Here is a 17,322-nt window from a genome sequence, read left to right on the forward strand (position 1 = left end):
TGTTTTCGGGATTGGTTAACCGGCGCTCATGGCAACGGCGCTGTCTGGTAGAGCTTCACCTTCAGCCCGCCATGTGGCACCGGTGGTCCCGGTTGTTTGAAGGGCAGGCCAGTCGATTTGGCCAGCGCTGCGTCCGAGGTCACGATGCCGACACGCCAGCCGCTGAACCGCTCTTTCAGAACCTCACCCAGCGCACCATGCAGGGCAAACAGCAGTTTCTTATTACCAATCCGCGTGCCATAGGGCGGGTTCACGATAACCAGGCCAGGCGGGCCATAAGGCCGTTGCAGGTCGCTGACAGCCGCCTTGGTGAACTGGGTCAACACGGACACACCTGCACGATCGGCATTGGCGGTGGAATTGGCAATCGCGCCTTCGTTGCGGTCAGAGCCAAAGAAGGTCAGGTCACCAAGGTTTTCAGACGGCGTCAGAACCTCGGCTTTCACGCGGGAATATTGACTGGCATCAAAGGTGGCCAACTGCTCAAAGGCAAACATACGCGCCCGTCCGGCAGCCAGCCCCATTGCTTGTTCCGCTGCCTCAATAACAAATGTGCCAGAGCCACACATCGGGTCCAGTACGGGCTCTTTTCCATCATACCCTGCCGCGCGCAGAAACAGCGCGGCCAGCGTTTCGCGCATCGGGGCTTTGCCGACCGCTTCTTTGTGGCCACGTTTGTGCAGCGACTCGCCCGAGGTATCGACGCTGAAAGTGACCAGATTGTCATCAATCCGCGCCTTGATCTGCACCGTGCCCTTATCAGACACCTCGGCCCCCAGCGTTTCGGAAATGGCTTTTTCAATCCGCTGTTTGGCGGCACCAGCGTGGTAGATCTTGGACTTCTTGCAGGTCACCTCGACCCGCACCGACACATCCGGACGCAAGACCTCGGCCCAGGGAAATTTGCGGGACCGTTTGTCCAGCTGCGCCAGATGGAACGCCCGAAACGATCCGATCCGCGCCAGCACCCTTGTGGCACCGCGCAGGTAACGATTGGCGCGCCAGACGTCCGACCAGTCGCCCTCAAAGCTGACCCCACCGGGCACCGGTTGCGCCTTGGCAAAGCCAAGCGTGTGCGCCTCATCACAAAGCGTTTGTTCCAGCCCCGGAGGCGCCACAAGAAAGATTTCGAATTGGTTGTCCATGTCAGATCCATAACGGGCTTCGCCGCCAGAGGCGACCGCAAAGCGCCCTCTGTTTTTGTCTTTGAGCGACTAAACTGGCGTTAAGACTCGCAACCTTAGATAAGCCCGCCGCCGACTCACCAGCGGTAAGATCGCCGCAATAGGTTTGTCTGAAATAGACCAAATACCATAAAAGGATGAGCATTTCCTTAGGTGATCGCGCTGACAACGAACACCCTATAGGTGAAATAGGTCACATTTTTCCGCATCTCACGGCAGATATACATACTTTTGTATATAAAATACTTCCCAAGTTACTCTCTTTGGTATGTAGTGCGCTCGCAAATTCACCTGAGGCTTCTAGTCTCAAAAGACGTTGAAGAAATTACCAGTCAGGTCGCACCACCGGTTTTCAGGTGCGCAGGGGTCCGCAATCACGTCACGGCGTGCGCGGGGGGAATGAAAGAGGAAGAATGGAATTGGCCTTTGTCAAAAAAGGTCGTTCTGACGGATATGGAATCAAAGTCCGCAACGGGGTCCCCCGTTGCTGTGGCTTTTCGGTGTCGTCGAACGCACGCGAAGCTGGGCGTGGGGGCTTGCGATGAGGCAATCCCCACGTTTGTTGAATGCTTCGGTTTATCTGCTGGCGATTATTTCGCTGGTTGCCGGTTATCTGTTGGTCTCCGACATTCTGCGCCGCAACTATGAACAATCCCTGAAGGACAGCCTGGCCAGCAATCTGGCCACAAGCGAAAGCGCCATTGAGCGCTGGGTCGACACCCGCGTGCAAGAGGTGCTGGCACATTCCACCGACCATACGCTGGTGTCTGCCGCACAAGAACTGCTGCCGCTTGCGGGCGAAAGAGAACTGCTGCTCAGCCATCCGGCACAAGAACGGCTGCGGTTCTTTTTCGGCTCGTTCCTGCATCTGCGCCATGTGAACGGCTACTTCATCATTGCGCCGGACGGCACCAGCCTGGCCTCCTCGCGCAATAGCAATGTTGGCACTCCGAACGTGCTACTGGCACAGCCGATTATGTTCCAGCAGCTGCGTGACGGCGAGGCCCTGGTCACCCGGATGCGCCGCTCTGACGTGCCGCTGGCCGAAAACAACGACATTCGCGACAATATTTCAAACTTTGCCGCCGCACCTCTGCGGGATGAAAACGGCGAGGTTATTGCCATCTTGGCCCTGCGGCTGTTCCCGAAAGAAGAGCTGTTTCAGCTGATCAACTTTGTCGAAGGCCTGGGTGACATTCAAACCTATGCTTTCAACGATCAGGGCGCCTTGCTGTCGAATGTAAAGGATCTGCAGACCCTGCGCGAAAACGGCATCTGGAACGCAGGCGAAGATCACCTCTTGTTTGAACCCGGGGCCTCAGACGGCACCAGCTATCTGCCACCCCGGATGATCGAACCGGTGCGGCGCGCCTTGCAGGGTGAAAACGGGATCAACATCCAAGGCTACACCAACTATGCGGGTGAGGAAAAAGTTGGCGCCTGGAGCTACTTCGACAAGCTCAGCTTTGGCATTGTCATCGAACAGCCGCGTGACAGCGCCTACAGCATGGCGCGCTTCTTTGAGACCATGACGATCATGGCCTTCTCCATCGGGTTGGTGGTGGCCACGGCTGTGTTCCTGTTGATGCTGGAGGCCGGCAAACGGGTGGACACCCACCGAAAACGCCTACTGGCCACGATGAAGGCCACCCGCGATGTGAACTTCCAGCTGACCGCCGAGGGCATCATCTACAATGTAAACGACGCCTTGGATCCGGTCTTTGGTCTGGACCGGCGCAGTGGCATCGGCCATTCTGCCTCGCGGTTTCTGGATCTTGGTCTGAACACCGCCAGCCAGCTGTCCGGCCTTGGGCTGAAATCACTGGCGCAGATGAGCCAGACCGAAGTGATCCGCTGTCAGGGCATCCGCGAAGATGGCAGCCGCTTCCCGATTGGGATCCGGGTGGAAGAGCTGTCCATTGATGGCAAAACGCCAGATGAATTCCTGATTGTGGTGCATGACTACAATGAAATCGAACGTCGAGAGACCGAGCTGCGCGACGCGCTGGAACGGGCCGAGGCCGGCAACCGGACCAAATCGTCCTTCCTGTCCACCATCAGCCACGAGCTGCGTTCGCCGCTGATTTCTGTGATTGCCGCGCTGGAACTGCTGACCGACCGCGCCCGCAGCAACGAGGATCGCAACCTGCTGGATTCCTCGCAACGTTCGGCGCAGCTGCTTTTGGGGATCATCGACGACATCCTTGATTTCTCACGGATGGAAGCGGGCAAACTGGAACTGGCGCAACACGAGATCGCGCTGGAAACTGTGTTGCAGGATGTGACCGAGGTACTGCGCTGGCAGGCCTGGAACAACGATGTGGAGCTGCTGCCCTATTGTGACCCGAACCTGCCCAAAGTGCATGCGGACGGGCTGCGCCTGCGCCAGATCCTGTTGAATCTGACCAGCAATGCCATCAAGTTCAGCGCCCAGATGCGGCACCGGGGCAAGGTCTCGATTTCGCTAAAAGGCGTTGAAAATCGCAAGGGCCAGCTGGAGGTGACCCTGCGTGTTCGTGACAATGGCATTGGCATGACGCAGGAGACGATGAACCAGATCTTCCAGCCGTTCACCCAGGCTGATGGCACCATCCGGCGCAAATACGGCGGCACCGGCCTTGGGCTGACGATCTCGGACCGGCTGATCAAGATGATGGATGGCCATATCTCGGTGATGAGCGATCCGGGCGAAGGCACGGTTTTCGAAGTCAAACTTCCGATGGATGTGTCGGCGGAAGCGGCCGAAGGCAAGCGCCCGCTGGAGGGTCTGCAAGTGCTGGTACAGGCTGGTGAGCCCGCGGTGGCCGATACGCTGCGGATCTATGCCCAAGCTGCGGGTGCGGTGGTTGCATCACGCACGGCGGGCAGCTCGGTCGCTGCTGATTTCAAGCCGGATCTTTTGGTAACCCATGCAACGTCGGCATCTGAAAATGTACAGCTGCGCGATCGCTACGGTCCCCTGCCACTGTTGCAGATTCACAATCAAGGCCGCGACATTGCCCCCACCACCCGCACGGATCGCGCCATTGCACTGACTTCTCTGCTGCCGTCTGTCGTGATTGAACAACTGGCGATGCTGCGCCTGGGCGCCGAAAGCCACGATGAAGAGCCTGCACTGATCCCGCAGAGCAAGGTCCTGTTGATCGAAGATGACGAGATGACCCGCGAAATCACCCTGCGCATGTTGAAACAGCTGGGCATTGCCGCGGACGCAGTGGTGAACGGGCAGGAAGGTCTGGATCTGTGGCGTTCTGGGCAATATTCGCTGCTGCTGTCGGACTGCCATATGCCGATCATGGACGGCTTCCAGATGGCGGCCAAGATCCGCGATGAGGAAGGTGCGCGCAACCTGCCGAAAACCCCCATTGTGGCGGTTTCAGCGGATCTGACGATGGAGGTTGAACGGCTCTGCGTGGATTGTGAGATCGACGAATATGTGCCCAAGCCCCTGACCCCGGCCAAGCTGAAAGCGATTGTGCAAAATCACGTCGCCGCAGGCCGCAAGCGTCTGGATTCCTGAAGACCACCCCTTCAAACAAAGACGCCCAGACCCGGGGGCAATCCCGTCGGTCTGGGCGGTCCCCCCGGTAAAAGGGGTCAGCCATATGCTGGCTGAAACTTTTTAGAAGAAGATGTCGTCCAGATCGTCGCCATCGTCCGAGGCGGCGGGTTCTGGCGCGGCAGCGACCTCTTCTTTGGCCCCCTCCTCTTCGTCACCTTTCAGCTGCGAGAACATGACATCCTGGATGTCGCGTTCTGCCTGCATGGTGTAGCACTTGTGGATCTCGGCAAGGTGGTTGGTGAACTCCTCGCTTTGGATCGACCCGTCCAGCGGCAGCGGCGCAACAGCCACTTTTTCCACCTGATCCAGCAGCTCCAACTCTTCTACAAAGCTTTCAAAAGCCTGCGCCGAAGAGGTGATCGCCTGTGCGATCTTCGGGGCTTCCATCGTCAGGTTCGGCAGCAGCTTTTCCAAAACGGTGCGGGCTTCAGCCAGCGCCGGATCTTCTTTGTCGAGCGAGGACACATCGCCCTCCCCGTCGCCACCTTCCGCTTCGCGGGTTGACCAGGCTTCCACCTTGGTTTTGGTCAGTTCCATGGTCTCGGCGAACTTGTCAAAGGTCACCGGCGCTTCGGAAATCACCTCGTTGATCTGCTGCGAGATCATGATCATGTCCATGGCCTGCTTAAAGCCGCGGGCACAGGTGATGATCGTGTTCAAGGCCGCCAACTGCATCTGGAACGCATTGTCCGACAGCACCTTGGACCGCGAGGCCAGCGCGTCGTCTGCCTCATGCAGTCGCTGTTGGGCCCGTTGTTCAGCCTCGGTGCTGGCGTCAAAGTCAAACCCTTTGCCATCTGCAGGCTGAGCTGCCGTCGCAAGTGCGCTTGCGGAGTCTTCAAAGGAATTGGCAATCTCAGTACAGCGTTCCAGGAAGCTTTCCTGACGGCCCGACAGGCTGGCGAAAAGTTCGCGCGCCTTGCGGGTATCGGTGATGGTTTCCGTCACCGTTTCCTGCATCTGGGCGCGGGCCAGCAGCATCAGGCTGGTCGCCTCAGTGGAATGTGGATGGTAAAGGTTCACTCGCTCCTGAATGAAACGCACGTGTTCCGCCCGCTGACGCGACCGGTCACCGACCTGCAACGCCGAGATCACCTCGGACACGTCCTTTTCGGCAACCGCGACATATTCCGACAGCCAGGACGATGCGGTGCTTGCCGCCTTCATCCCCTGCTCCAGCGCAGTCAGCGCCGCTTCCAGGGCCTTGGCCTTGGGTTTCAGCGTCGAGAACATGGCGCGGGCGCGATCCTCAACGTTCTGGCCCATCTCCTCGGTGGTCGAAACGATAGTATCGATCACCTCGAACATTTCGGACACTAAGTTGGTCGCATCACCGGAAATATCCGAAATGCTTTCGGCCAGCCGCACCAGCTGCGCACCCAGCGCACGGTGGCGATGGCTTTGCGCAATAATGCGGGCGTTCAAGGACACGATGTTCGAGGACTGGATGATCTTGGACAGCTCTTTCAGCGTCGAAGACATCTTGCGCCCGTTGTCACGCAGGTCCTGAACAAAGGCTTTCGCGTCTTTGCTGTTGGCGTCGATCTGTTCCATCAGGTCCGAGATCGTCGCCTGTTTTTCATTGATCCGCACCAGATTGGCCGGCTCGAGGAGGCGGTCCAGATCGGCCACCCCTTCGCGCAGGGTCTTGGTGCTGTCGAAAGCGAAGAACAACTTATCGAGAATCTCGGTAAGCACGCTTTCCATGCGCAAAAAGGGACCGTCGTTCAGACCCGGCGCAGTTACTGATACCGTACGAAGATGCTGCATTTACCGCGCGCCTTTCACCATCGTTCTTGCCAGGTGACCACGATCAAACGACGTGATGTTTTCGGCGATTTTATTCAGCGGCACAGCGCGCTCAGCCGCGCCACGCTCCATTGCTTCGCGGGGCATGCCATAGACCACACAGGACGCTTCGTCCTGCGCGATGGTCGGCGATCCTGCCTGACGCATCTCGAGCATACATTGCGCCCCATCGTCACCCATGCCGGTCATGATCACGCCCATGGCGTTGGCCCCAGCCTGGATCGAGAGCGAGCGGAACAGCACATCCACCGACGGACGGTGACGGCTGACGGGCGGACCATCAATCACACGGCAGACATAGTCGCGGCCGGTGCGTTCGATGATGATGTGATTGCTGCCGGGGGCAACAACCGCCATGCCACGTTCCAGCTTGTCGCCATCGCGGGCTTCTTTGACGGAGATGGCGCAGAGCTTGTTCAGACGGTTGGCAAAGGCCTCAGTGAACTTCTCGGGCATGTGCTGCACAATGGCAATCGGCGCGGTATCGGCCGGCAGCATCTGCAACATCTTGGCCAGCGCTTCCGTGCCACCGGTGGAGGCGCCAATGCCGATGATCGGTGGCGTTTTCAGCACTGAGGGCGCATTGGCATGGCGCGGCGCCATGATCACATCTGCCGACAGTTTCTTCTGCGGCTTCACCTCGGGCGCGGGCGCTTTGCGCTTGCGGGCCTTCGGGTTCACACGGGCATGGGCCGCAGCGCGCACCGCGTCACAGACACGGTTCAGACCTTCGTCATCCTTGCTAAGCGCCCCGATCGAGGATTTCGCCAGCACGTCCACCGCGCCCATTTCCAGCGCCTTCATCGAGGCCGAAGACCCAGCAGGCGTGTGGTTCGAACAGATGATCACGGGCATCGGATGCTGGGCCATGATCCGGCGCAGGAAGGTCAGGCCGTCCATGCGGGGCATTTCCACATCCAAGAGCATCACATCGGGCAGACCCTTGCGCATCTTTTCAGCTGCATCGAAGGGGTCTTTGGCCATTTCCACGACCTTCAGATCGGACTGGGTCTCGATCATGTTCTTGAGCATGGTGCGGGCGGTGAGGCTGTCCTCAACGATCATCACCTTGATCGGGTCGTCACTTTTCAAAGCACTCATTACGTTCCCTCCTTGCGGAAGACTGCAGCGGATTTCTGAACCAGACGCGGATCAGAAGCCACCGAGGTTTCCGAGTGGCCCACAAACAGGTAGCCGCCCGGTTTCAGGTGATCGGTCACCCCAGACACCACCCGACGCTGGTTCTGATCGTCAAAATAGATCAGCACGTTGCGCAGGAATACGACGTCCAGGTTTTTCTCAACCGGATAGGACCGGTCCATCAGGTTCATCTGGGCAAAGCCAACACGGTCCCGCAGTTGCTTGACCACACGGCACAGAGGGCGGCCGACCGAGTCATGGCCCTCTTCCAGATAGAGCTTGCGCATGTCATCGGGCACATCAACGATCTCTTCGGGCGTATAGATGCCCTTGCGCGCTTTGCGCACGATCTCGGTCGACAGGTCGGTGCCGATGATCGAGTAGTTGAAACCCGGCTTGCGCTTGGCATGTTCGCTCAGAACCATCGCAGTGGTGTAGGCCTCTTCCCCCGAGGAGCTGGCCGCCGACCACACCTTGAAGGCACGGTTTGCGGTGAACTCGGGTAGGACGGTGCGGATCATGTAATCAAAATGCGCATCTTCCCGCCAGAAGTCGGTCTTGTTGGTTGTCATCACGTTGATGATCTGGGGCAGCTCGGTTTCAAGCATGCCTTCGTTCATCACCATGTTCAGATAGGTGCGAAGGTCCCGTACCCCGAGGGCGCGGACCCGCTTGCGCAGGCGGCCTTCGATCATGGTACGTTTGTTTTCGGGCAGTTGGATCCCTGTTTTACTCGTTACAATTTCACACAGCTTTTTTTGCAGTGCACGATCAGCTTCAATCGTACCAGTGGTCATCCCGCCTCCCGAAAATTCCCTTGATCTGCTGCCACTTGGTCGTGGAAGTCAGAAATAACACCTGTGCTCAGCATCCCATCGAGATCCAGCACAGTTACAAATTCACCATTGCGACGGCCGACACCGGCAACCATGCGGTTGTCCCAGTTCAGCAGGCCCTCACGTGCAAACTCCTCCAGGCGATCGTCATCCAGACGGGTCACCTCAAACACGCGATCCGCACGCAGACCAACCGAGTGCTCCTGGCCGTTAATATTCACCAGAAGAACAATGATCCGGGTGTCCGGCTCATTTTCGCGGTAGGGGCGCGCCATCAACAGGCGCAGGTCTGCCACCAGAATGCTTTCGCCGCGCAGGTCGATATATCCCAGCAGGAAATCGGGTGTATGCGGCAGCGGTGTCACCGGTTTCGGGTCAAGGATTTCCTTAACGCGCACCACGGGCAGCGCCACACGTTCTTCACCCAGACCACAGGTCAGATAGGTTTTCTGGACTTCATCCACGGCTGTAGTTTGATCAAACACCTTGGGCCTCCTGCGTCAGCGGCTTGCGAGGGCAGCAGGCGAGAGGCCCGACTGCCGATTTCTGTTCAGATTGGATTTGTTCGCGCATTTGATGTTCTTAACCTCAGTGAAGGCTCTCGTCCGTGGGTACGGCACCAAGATAGGTCTCGGCGATCTTCTCCACGTCGATGAGGTTGACGAAACGGTCCTTCCAGCGGCCGATGCCTTTGATCGCACCCTGTGGCCAGCGGGTCCCAACCGACGGCACTTTCTGGATGGTCTCAGGATCCAGCGCCAGCACGGCATGGACCTTTTCGGCGATCACGCCGATGGTCATGGTGCCTTCTTCCAGCGCCAGTTCCAGAACCAGAACGCGGGTGTCGATGTCGAAGTCCTTCTGCTCCATCTCAAAGAGCGGGCGCAGGTCGGTGACGGGCAGAACCACACCACGGACGTTGATCAGGCCAGCAGAATAAGGGCCAGCCAGCGGCACACGGGTCAGCTTCGGCGGTTCCAGCACTTCGCGCAGGATCCGGGTGGGCACGACCAACAGTTCGCCGCCCATTTCGAAGGCCACCATGTCCTTCAGGTCATCTTCGGTCGCTGAGACAAGTTCGAGGGTCATGCTGCCTGCTCCTTGTTGTCGTGATCAAGGCCCTGGGCCTTCACCAGTTGGGCCACGTCTACAATCAGCGCCACATCGCCATCGCCAAGGATGGTTGCACCCGAGAAGACATTGAGGCGGCTGTGCATCGGCGAAAGCTGTTTGATAACGGTCTGGTAGGACCCGATGATCTTATCGACAGCCAGGCCGATCTGCTGATCGCCGGTACGGACCAGAACCACTTTCGGATGGTCGGCGCGGGTGCCGCCGGTTTCGAAGATCTCACGCAGACGCATGATCGAAATCAGTTTCTCGCGCAGTTCCACGGTGGTGGTCGGGTCAGTGCCGTCACGGATGTCTTCCGGCTCTTCAACGATGCCTTCAACAGCGGCCAGCGGCACGGTGTAGCGCTCCTCGCCCACTTGCAGCAGCAGACCGTCGATGATCGCCAGTGTCAGCGGCAGACGCAGCGTGAAGGAGCTGCCCTGGCCCAGTTCCGATTCAATCTCAACCGAGCCACGCAGGGATTCGACGGTGGATTTCACCACGTCGGTGCCCACGCCACGGCCGGACAGATCGGTCACCGCTTCTGCGGTCGAGAAACCAGGCGCCATCAACAGATGGAAGATTTCCTGACGCGACAGGTTCGCATCGGCCGAGATCATGCCGCGCTCAACAGCGCGGTTGAAGATGAATTCAGGGTCAAGGCCCTTACCATCATCCTGAACCGAGATCAGAACATCCGCACCCGAGTAGGAGGCTTTCAGACGCACCGTGCCGCGGGCCGGTTTGCCGGCTTCGATACGGGTGTCGTTGTCTTCCAGACCGTGATCCACTGCGTTGCGCAAGATATGCACCAGCGGGTCCGACAGTTTCTCGATAACGGTTTTGTCCAGTTCGGTTTCTTCACCTTCGATAACGAAGTCGAAGTCCTTGCCTGTTTTGCCGGCCAGATCATGCGCCAGACGCTGGAAGCGGCCAGTGATCGAGGACATCGGGGTCAGGCGGATCGCCATGGTGGTGTCGCGCAGACCCAGCGCCAGACGCTGGATGTCTTCGACGACTTCCATCAGGTTCGGATCGTTCAGCTTCTGCGCCAGATCCGACAGGCGGGCCTCGGCGATAACCAGTTCGCCCACGCGGTCCATGATGTCGTCCAGACGTTCTGCCGAAACGCGCATCTGCACATTGGCGGAACCGGATTTCTTGCCACCAGACTTCTTGCCCTCGGCTTTGGCTTTCGGGGCTTCAGCTTTGGCGGCCTCTGCCGGTGCGGCTTCGGCCTCAGCTTCAACCGGTGCCGTTTCAACGGGGGAGGCTTCAACAACCGGGGCAGCGCCGCGGATTGCGGTCAGTTCCAGCTCCATCGAGTCTTCGTGGAACATGAAGACGTCGCGAATATCGCCTTCATCAGCCGACGGCGGCAAGATCATTTCCCAACCGGTGTGCAGCTCGTTCGGCTTCAACTCGCCCAGGGCCGGAATGCTGTCGATCAGCGCTTCGGTCTTGGTGTCCGGGCCGCCGATTTCCATCAGCTCTTCGAGGATCGCCACAGGGTTTCCACCGATTTCCATGAACTCGGGCGGCAGTTTGAAGCGCAGTTTCCAGCCTTCCAGCTCGCCTTCGGCGGCAGCGGGCTCTTCTGCAACATCCGCCGCATCTGCAGCAGCGGCAGGGGCATCCCCACCAGAGGTCGCAGCAGCCAGCGCGGCCTTCAGTTCCGCGTCCTTTTCGGTCGGCGGCTCTTCACCTTCCAGCAGGGCCACGATCAGGTCATAGGCTTTCAGCGACACGGCAATCAGATCCGGCGTCACAACAGCATTGCCCGAGCGCACCTGTTCAAAGGCAGCTTCGAAGTCATGGATGAACTCTGCCAGACGGGCAAAGCCGAACATGGCGCCGGTGCCTTTGAGGGTGTGCAGGTCACGGAAAACCTGTGTCACCAGCTCCATATCATCCGGGGTCGAGTTCAGTTGCAGGAGGCATTCCTGCAAGCTCTCTATCAGCGCTTCCGTCTCCTGGCGGAAGATTTCCTGGGTTTCCTCATCAATCATCAGCCTACCACCTTTTTCACAACGGCAAGCAGCTTGGCCTGCTCAAAGGGTTTCATCACCCAACCCAGGGCCCCAGCGGCCTTGGCCTGGCTTTTCAAGTCGCCTTCGCTTTCGGTCGAAAGGAAGATGATCGGAACACCGGACGACGAGGGGTCGTTGCGGTAGGCTTGGATGAATTCGATGCCAGTCATGTTCGGCATGTTCTGGTCGGTGATGACCATGTCGAAGCGTTTGGCTTTGGCGGTATCAAGGCCCTGAGCGCCGTCTTCGCACTGGGTAACCTCATAACCTTCCTGCTGCAGGGTCATTGCGACCATTCGCCGGACGGAGGGCGAGTCGTCGATAATCAGAATCTCTTTACTCATTGTACGTGTACCTTCAGCATTAGTTCGTTTCAGGCCGCGGGGGCCAGGATCTGGTCAAAACCCGTGGTGGCGCACATCGCACCGAAAGGGCCTATCTCTTTCAACGACGCAACGGCGTCAGATTTAACCTTTCCATCCCGCACAGCGGCACAAAGAAGCTGGCCGAGGCTGAACAGGACGGCACCGGGCGTGTCGTCGGCGACATCTGCACTCAGCGCGACCTCTCCTCCGTCAGGTGCAGCGGCAAGCTGGTCACGGTACGGCAAGAGGCTTTCGAAGGTGCTGGTACTGTCCAGCGCGATCTCCAGAGCGGTGTCAGACATAGGTTTCTTCCTTCTGTTGCGGCCCTGTTAGCCTGCGGGCGCGCGGTTGGGGGTCAGCGGCGGCGGCCGCTAGGTGGTCTGGGACGGGCGCCGGCAGCCCCCGCCCCTTCGCATTACGAGGCGATCTTGAAATCGGCGTCGTCATCGTCGCCGCCAAGATCCAGAACAAGTTCATCCGCAGAGTCTTCGGGCGAAGCCTCATAGGCACTGTTAGCGTCTACCTGGAAGAAGCCGATGATTTCGGCCAGTTGTTCGGCCTGGCTCGACAGCTGGGTGGCTGCACTCGACAGTTCTTCCGATGCGGCGGTGTTTTCCTGGGTGACAACGTCCAGACGCTGAACCGATTCATTGATCTGGGTCGATCCAATGGCCAGTTCCCGCGATGCACCGGTGATGTCGCTCACGAGGGACGAGGTCTTCTCGATATGCGGCACCAGTTGTTCCAGCATCTCACCAGCAGTGGTGGCGCTTTTCACGGTGTCATTGGACAGTTTGGAAATCTCTGCGGCAGCCTGCTGGCTGTTTTCAGCCAGTTTGCGCACTTCTGAGGCCACCACGGCAAAGCCACGACCATGTTCACCGGCACGGGCCGCCTCAACCGCGGCGTTCAGCGCCAGAAGGTCGGTTTGACGGGCGATTTCCTGCAACACGTTGATCCGTTCACCAATGGTCTTCATCGCGCTCACGGCTTCGGCCACAGCCACACCCGAGCTTTGCGCCTCAGAGGCAGAACGGCGGGCCATATCTTCAGTGGCAATCGCGTTTTCCGAGCTGGCCGAAATATTGGCCGACATCTGCTCCACAGCCGAGGAGACCTCTTCGGTAGAACCTGCCTGCACCGACGCGCCTTCCGACAGCGATTCAGACGTGCCCGCAACCTGATTGGAGCCCGCCGCCAGATTGCGCACAGCAGATGTCACGTTGTTCACGGTCTCCCGCAGACGCAGCACCATGTCGTTCTGGGCCTTCAGAAGATCGGCGATTTCATGGTCGCCAGAAACATCAGCCGTGTGACGCAGATCGCCACCGGCCACCTGGCGGGCCATTTCGATCGACTGGTTCAGACCACGCGACAGGGTGCGTACGATCAGGGCTGCTGAAATCAGCGCCACCAGACCGGCAATCACCGCCGCAGTCAGCAATTGGGTGCGGGTGGCAGCAAACTCCGCCTCAGAGGCCGCAACCGCCGCGTTCAGGTCCTTGGCAAAGGTCGCCTGCAATTCGCGGGCAACAGTTGCCGCTTCTGTCACCGCGGTTTGAGCGTCGTGGTGGTACATTTCATTGGCCTGGCTGTCGCCTTCCAACTCATACTCAATGGCAAATTCGGTCAGTTCGACAAATTCAGCAACCTTGGCCATCAGCGTGGCCAGCTTGGCCTTCTCTTCTTCGTTCGCCAGATCCTGCAGCTGGTCGATCACGGCAATCATCTGGTTCGACTGGCGCGTGATGTTTTCCTGCAAGCCCGGAATACGTGCGGGATCATCTTCGCCACCTTCCCAGCCGATCAGGATATTGGCCGAGTCCAGACGGATGCCCTGACCCAGAATAAAGATCTGCTGAGCATAGAGCAGTTTGCCTGCCTCTACTTCAGCCACACGGCTCAGCGATTGGTTCGCCTTGCCAAGCTGCTGGATTGCAACAAAGACGCTGCCTGCAAAAATCAGGATCAGTGCGGCAAAGGTCGCAACCAATCGAGTTTTGATATTAAAGCGCATAAATTTTCCTTCCGGGACACGCGGGTAGCTTCATCGAATCTGGGAGGGTGCACGGCCGCACGAAAAGACGCGCATCCCCCCGAGGGGCGATGGCGTGGGGAGCGTTCAATCCGCTCAAACCTTGGGAAAGACCTAAAAACACAGGCAGTACCCACTCACTCGTCACATTGTTACACCAGGCGCATTGAGCGCCGTGACAATACTAACGGCAGAGGGTCCGGCCATTTTCCGTGATTCTCTGGATTTTTCAGTCAAGTAGACCTGAGTCTAGTTTTGCAGGCATACTTTTAGGCAGGTATTGCGACCAAGGGGCTGCTGGATGCCCCCTTTGCTACCCCTAAGTTGCAGCCTGTCCCCAGACAGCACCGATCAACTGGGGATAAGTCCAAGGGAAGGCATTGCTTTTGGCGATGGCTACAAGTGCGCTCAGCCCGTTCCCTCAACCTGCCTTTGAGGTCGAGTCATCTGGAAACAACAGCCGGTCCATCTGGCGCTGCAATTCAGACAGAGAAACGGGTTTCAACAGGCACCCACTCATCCCCGCCTCTTCCACGCGGCGGATGCCCTCTTGGGTGACGTCCGCTGTGATCGCCAGGACCGGCACCGGTGCTGCGCTATTGTCCAGCTCAATCTCACGGATGGTGCGCGTCATGGCAAACCCAGACATATCTGGCATCTCGCAATCGGTCAGCACCAGATCGAACTGGCCGCCCTTCCACTTTTGCAAGGCTTCCCGCCCCCCATCTGCGGTGACCGCCGCATGCCCAAGTAATTCGACCTGCGCTTTCAACACATGCAGGTTGATGGCATTGTCATCCACAATCAGCACCCGTTTCACCTGTTCACCAACCCGTTCCTGACGGGGATTCACGATGGGTGTGACCTCATGCCGGGGCATCTCTGTTTCCACCACACGGCCACCCAATTCGGCAATCGCCGCGTAAAGATCGCTGCGCATCATCGGATGCACCGGCAGGACAAACAGGTTTTCCTCGGGCCGCTCCAGCAGACGCGAACGGTCCGTGGTGCAGCGCAGGATTTTGGCTGCTGGCCGCCGCTCCAATATCGCCGCCTGTGTGGCGTCCAGCATGGCCTGTGGTTTTGGCAACAGCAGGTAAATCGTGTCGTCCCGCAAAGCGATGTCAGAGGCCATCAGCTCTTCCAGTGAGGTGACATAGTGCATTTCCACGCCCCCCTTGCCCAAAACCCCGTCCAGTCCGGTCACAAGATTTTCGATGATCGGCCCGACACAAACCACCTGCAACCCGTCCAGGTCCGGCAGCCGCTTACGGCCCTCTGCCATCACGTAGGGCAGCCGTAGCCGGATCTCTGTGCCTTCTCCGGGAATGCTGCTGACCTCCATCTCGCCGCCCATAAGGCCGACCAGCTGATGGGTGATCGACATGCCAAGCCCGGTGCCTCGTACTTGCGACAGCGCCGAGTCCTGCCCCTGCACGAAGGGTTCGCAAAAGGTCTCAACCAAATCCGTGGACATGCCGATGCCATTATCTCGGACCACCATTTCGATCGAGTGCCCCGGCCCTTTGTGAACCATCACCCCCACCTCGCCCGCACGGTTGGTCAGCGCCGTGGCCGAGTATTTCACCGCATTGCTGACGACGTTCAGCAAAATCTGCCGCAGCCGCACCCCATCAATTTCAATCCAAACCGGCGCATCGCGATCGATAAACAAACGCTGCCGCACCCCGTTGGCGGAACACATCGGCACCAGAGTCAGGGCAACTTGTTCCACCAGTTCCGGCAATTCGGTACGGCTGGGCAAAATGTCCAGCTTGTCCGCTTCGATCTTACTGGCATCCAGCACGTCATCGATGATCCGCAACAACGAATGCGCACTTTCGCGGATAGTCGACATCGAAAGCTGCTGGTTTGGCCGCAAGCCTGAATGTTCCAGAATATCCAGCGTACCGATGATCCCGTTCATCGGGGTGCGGATTTCATGGCTCATGTTGGCCAGAAACCGGCTCTTCGCCAGATAGGCCTGTCGGGCTTCTTCCATGGCGCCCGCCACTTCATCGGTCGAGCGTTCCACCTGGTAGGCGTTGAAGCCAATCAACACGAGCACCATCAGCGCCATGGTGGCCACGACCCCAAATCGCACAAGGTCGCGCATCTCTGGGCTATCCGCCTTGGGCCAACCCCAGTTGGCCGTGAAATCAAAACTGGCGTCAGCAAACGCAAACAGCGCCATAGCCCCGACCAGCGTCAACACCGCCATCAACGCGGATCGTTCATGCCGCCAGGACAGCAACATGAAGGGAAAGCCAAGGTAGACAATAAACAGCAGTTCAGGCTGGGCATCCCCGGTGAAAAACAGCGAGGTCATAAAGGCGCCAAGCGACCCGAACAGGATCCACAGGGACCGCCCCAACAGATGCTGGCCACGCTTCATCAGATAAAGAACAAACAGATTGCCGGGGATGCTGGCCAGCGATGCCCCAACAGCCTGCCATTCCTGTAGGCTGCTCAGAAACAAGATCCAGACCGCGACAGACACCAAGGAGAACCAGACCGCCACTTGGCCAAGCGAGATTCTCCGGCGCAATGCCATCGCACGCCGGTCGGTCAGCAGGGTGTCCTGCGGGTTGCTGCTCATTCGATCCGTCACTCTGTCGACGCTACCAAGATTTCGACGCGGCAGGGAAGGAAAATGCACGGCTGTGCAACCTATAGAATGCGCGTCACCCAAGGCTCTGCCATCATTGGCAGAATTGGTCGAGTTCCAACCTGCAAACCCTATGCCAAAGCATAGCGCGCCGCGTGGGAACGTGTGTCTGTCGGGGGGACTTTGGTAGCGGAGGAGGGACTTGAACCCCCGACACGCGGATTATGATTCCGCTGCTCTAACCAACTGAGCTACTCCGCCAAAGTGAGCGTGGAATTACGGCGAAGGGCGCGGGGGGTCAAGGGCGAAAATGACAAAATTGATGAGAAAAGTGCTGGTTTCGAATTTTGCGTTGGAAAGCCGACAGATTCCGATGCGATGGCCGGACCCCTTTCGAGATTGCCCAAAAATTGGACAGCATCCCCAAATTCTGCTCAGAAATGCATCCCACTACACCTCTTCCGCCGCGACCTGCCCAAATCACAGGCAGATTGGCTTGCTCCAAAACAGACCAAAGCGCCTGATGCCTGCCGGATCCTTGATCTGACATCGCATAAACAACCGCTTTGAGGCCCCCCATCACCCTGCCTGCCGACATATCCGAGGCTGCCCCAGCATTGCCGCAACCCCGCGCCATTGG

At 58.6% G+C, this 17,322-nt stretch carries 12 protein-coding genes and 1 tRNA gene; 1 reads left to right on the forward strand and 12 read right to left on the reverse strand.

The window, feature by feature from the left end; all coding sequences use genetic code 11:
* Positions 1-26 precede the first annotated feature (26 nt).
* A complete protein-coding gene (locus SIC14_RS03240; RefSeq protein ID WP_412564399.1) occupies positions 27-1,145 on the reverse strand; it encodes a THUMP domain-containing class I SAM-dependent RNA methyltransferase in 1,119 nt (372 codons plus the stop codon).
* Positions 1,146-1,725: 580 nt separating this feature from the next.
* On the opposite strand from SIC14_RS03240, the gene SIC14_RS03245 reads away from it, so the two are divergent.
* Complete coding sequence (locus tag SIC14_RS03245) at positions 1,726-4,704, forward strand: ATP-binding protein (RefSeq protein ID WP_412564400.1); 2,979 nt, start codon at positions 1,726-1,728, stop codon at positions 4,702-4,704.
* 102 nt (positions 4,705-4,806) lie between these two features.
* Here the strand turns inward: SIC14_RS03245 and SIC14_RS03250 are convergent, their stop codons facing one another.
* The 11 genes from SIC14_RS03250 to SIC14_RS03300 form a co-directional block, all read right to left on the reverse strand.
* The gene (locus tag SIC14_RS03250) at positions 4,807-6,516 is read right to left on the reverse strand and encodes a hypothetical protein (RefSeq protein ID WP_412564401.1); all 1,710 of its coding nucleotides are present in this window, start codon (positions 6,514-6,516) and stop codon (positions 4,807-4,809) included.
* Complete coding sequence (locus SIC14_RS03255; protein WP_412564402.1) at positions 6,517-7,656, reverse strand: protein-glutamate methylesterase/protein-glutamine glutaminase; 1,140 nt, start codon at positions 7,654-7,656, stop codon at positions 6,517-6,519.
* Positions 7,656-8,492 (reverse strand): CheR family methyltransferase, encoded by an 837-nt coding sequence (locus SIC14_RS03260; RefSeq protein WP_412564403.1) that lies wholly within the window; start codon positions 8,490-8,492, stop codon positions 7,656-7,658. Before SIC14_RS03260 ends, SIC14_RS03255 begins: the two co-directional genes overlap by 1 nt.
* Positions 8,489-9,016 (reverse strand): chemotaxis protein CheW, encoded by a 528-nt coding sequence (locus SIC14_RS03265; protein WP_412564404.1) that lies wholly within the window; start codon positions 9,014-9,016, stop codon positions 8,489-8,491. The genes SIC14_RS03260 and SIC14_RS03265 overlap by 4 nt, the downstream gene beginning before the upstream one ends.
* 103 nt (positions 9,017-9,119) lie before the next feature.
* The gene (locus SIC14_RS03270) at positions 9,120-9,620 is read right to left on the reverse strand and encodes a chemotaxis protein CheW (protein ID WP_412564405.1); all 501 of its coding nucleotides are present in this window, start codon (positions 9,618-9,620) and stop codon (positions 9,120-9,122) included.
* Positions 9,617-11,653 carry a chemotaxis protein CheA gene (locus tag SIC14_RS03275; RefSeq protein WP_412564406.1) on the reverse strand — a complete coding sequence of 679 codons (2,037 nt, stop codon included), beginning with the start codon at positions 11,651-11,653 and terminating at the stop codon, positions 9,617-9,619. Before SIC14_RS03275 ends, SIC14_RS03270 begins: the two co-directional genes overlap by 4 nt.
* Positions 11,653-12,018: a response regulator gene (locus SIC14_RS03280; RefSeq protein ID WP_412564407.1), complete on the reverse strand. Its 366-nt coding sequence runs from the start codon at positions 12,016-12,018 to the stop codon at positions 11,653-11,655. The genes SIC14_RS03275 and SIC14_RS03280 overlap by 1 nt, the downstream gene beginning before the upstream one ends.
* 29 nt (positions 12,019-12,047) lie before the next feature.
* Positions 12,048-12,341, reverse strand: a complete 294-nt coding sequence (locus SIC14_RS03285; RefSeq protein ID WP_412564408.1) for a hypothetical protein — start codon at positions 12,339-12,341, stop codon at positions 12,048-12,050.
* A gap of 113 nt (positions 12,342-12,454) precedes the next feature.
* Positions 12,455-14,056, reverse strand: a complete 1,602-nt coding sequence (locus SIC14_RS03290) for a methyl-accepting chemotaxis protein (protein WP_412564409.1) — start codon at positions 14,054-14,056, stop codon at positions 12,455-12,457.
* A 439-nt stretch (positions 14,057-14,495) separates the two neighbouring features.
* On the reverse strand, positions 14,496-16,673 hold the full coding sequence (locus SIC14_RS03295) for an ATP-binding protein (protein ID WP_412564410.1): 2,178 nt from the start codon (positions 16,671-16,673) through the stop codon (positions 14,496-14,498).
* 193 nt (positions 16,674-16,866) lie between these two features.
* Positions 16,867-16,943, reverse strand: a tRNA-Met gene (locus SIC14_RS03300).
* Between the last annotated feature and the right edge of the window lie 379 nt (positions 16,944-17,322).

This window comes from Thalassobius sp. MITS945101, from assembly GCF_047123305.1.
GTDB lineage: Bacteria > Pseudomonadota > Alphaproteobacteria > Rhodobacterales > Rhodobacteraceae > Thalassobius.

What these genes read in the sequence shown, in the direction of transcription:
- SIC14_RS03275 (WP_412564406.1), bottom strand. Translation starts at nt 11,653, where the DNA reads ATGATTGATGAGGAAACCCAGGAAATCTTCCGCCAGGAGACGGAAGCG.
- SIC14_RS03280 (WP_412564407.1), bottom strand. Translation starts at nt 12,018, where the DNA reads ATGAGTAAAGAGATTCTGATTATCGACGACTCGCCCTCCGTCCGGCGA.
- SIC14_RS03270 (WP_412564405.1), bottom strand. Translation starts at nt 9,620, where the DNA reads ATGACCCTCGAACTTGTCTCAGCGACCGAAGATGACCTGAAGGACATG.
- SIC14_RS03250 (WP_412564401.1), bottom strand. Translation starts at nt 6,516, where the DNA reads ATGCAGCATCTTCGTACGGTATCAGTAACTGCGCCGGGTCTGAACGAC.
- SIC14_RS03240 (WP_412564399.1), bottom strand. Translation starts at nt 1,145, where the DNA reads ATGGACAACCAATTCGAAATCTTTCTTGTGGCGCCTCCGGGGCTGGAA.
- SIC14_RS03255 (WP_412564402.1), bottom strand. Translation starts at nt 7,656, where the DNA reads ATGAGTGCTTTGAAAAGTGACGACCCGATCAAGGTGATGATCGTTGAG.
- SIC14_RS03260 (WP_412564403.1), bottom strand. Translation starts at nt 8,492, where the DNA reads ATGACCACTGGTACGATTGAAGCTGATCGTGCACTGCAAAAAAAGCTG.
- SIC14_RS03245 (WP_412564400.1), top strand. Translation starts at nt 1,726, where the DNA reads ATGAGGCAATCCCCACGTTTGTTGAATGCTTCGGTTTATCTGCTGGCG.
- SIC14_RS03295 (WP_412564410.1), bottom strand. Translation starts at nt 16,673, where the DNA reads ATGAGCAGCAACCCGCAGGACACCCTGCTGACCGACCGGCGTGCGATG.
- SIC14_RS03285 (WP_412564408.1), bottom strand. Translation starts at nt 12,341, where the DNA reads ATGTCTGACACCGCTCTGGAGATCGCGCTGGACAGTACCAGCACCTTC.
- SIC14_RS03290 (WP_412564409.1), bottom strand. Translation starts at nt 14,056, where the DNA reads ATGCGCTTTAATATCAAAACTCGATTGGTTGCGACCTTTGCCGCACTG.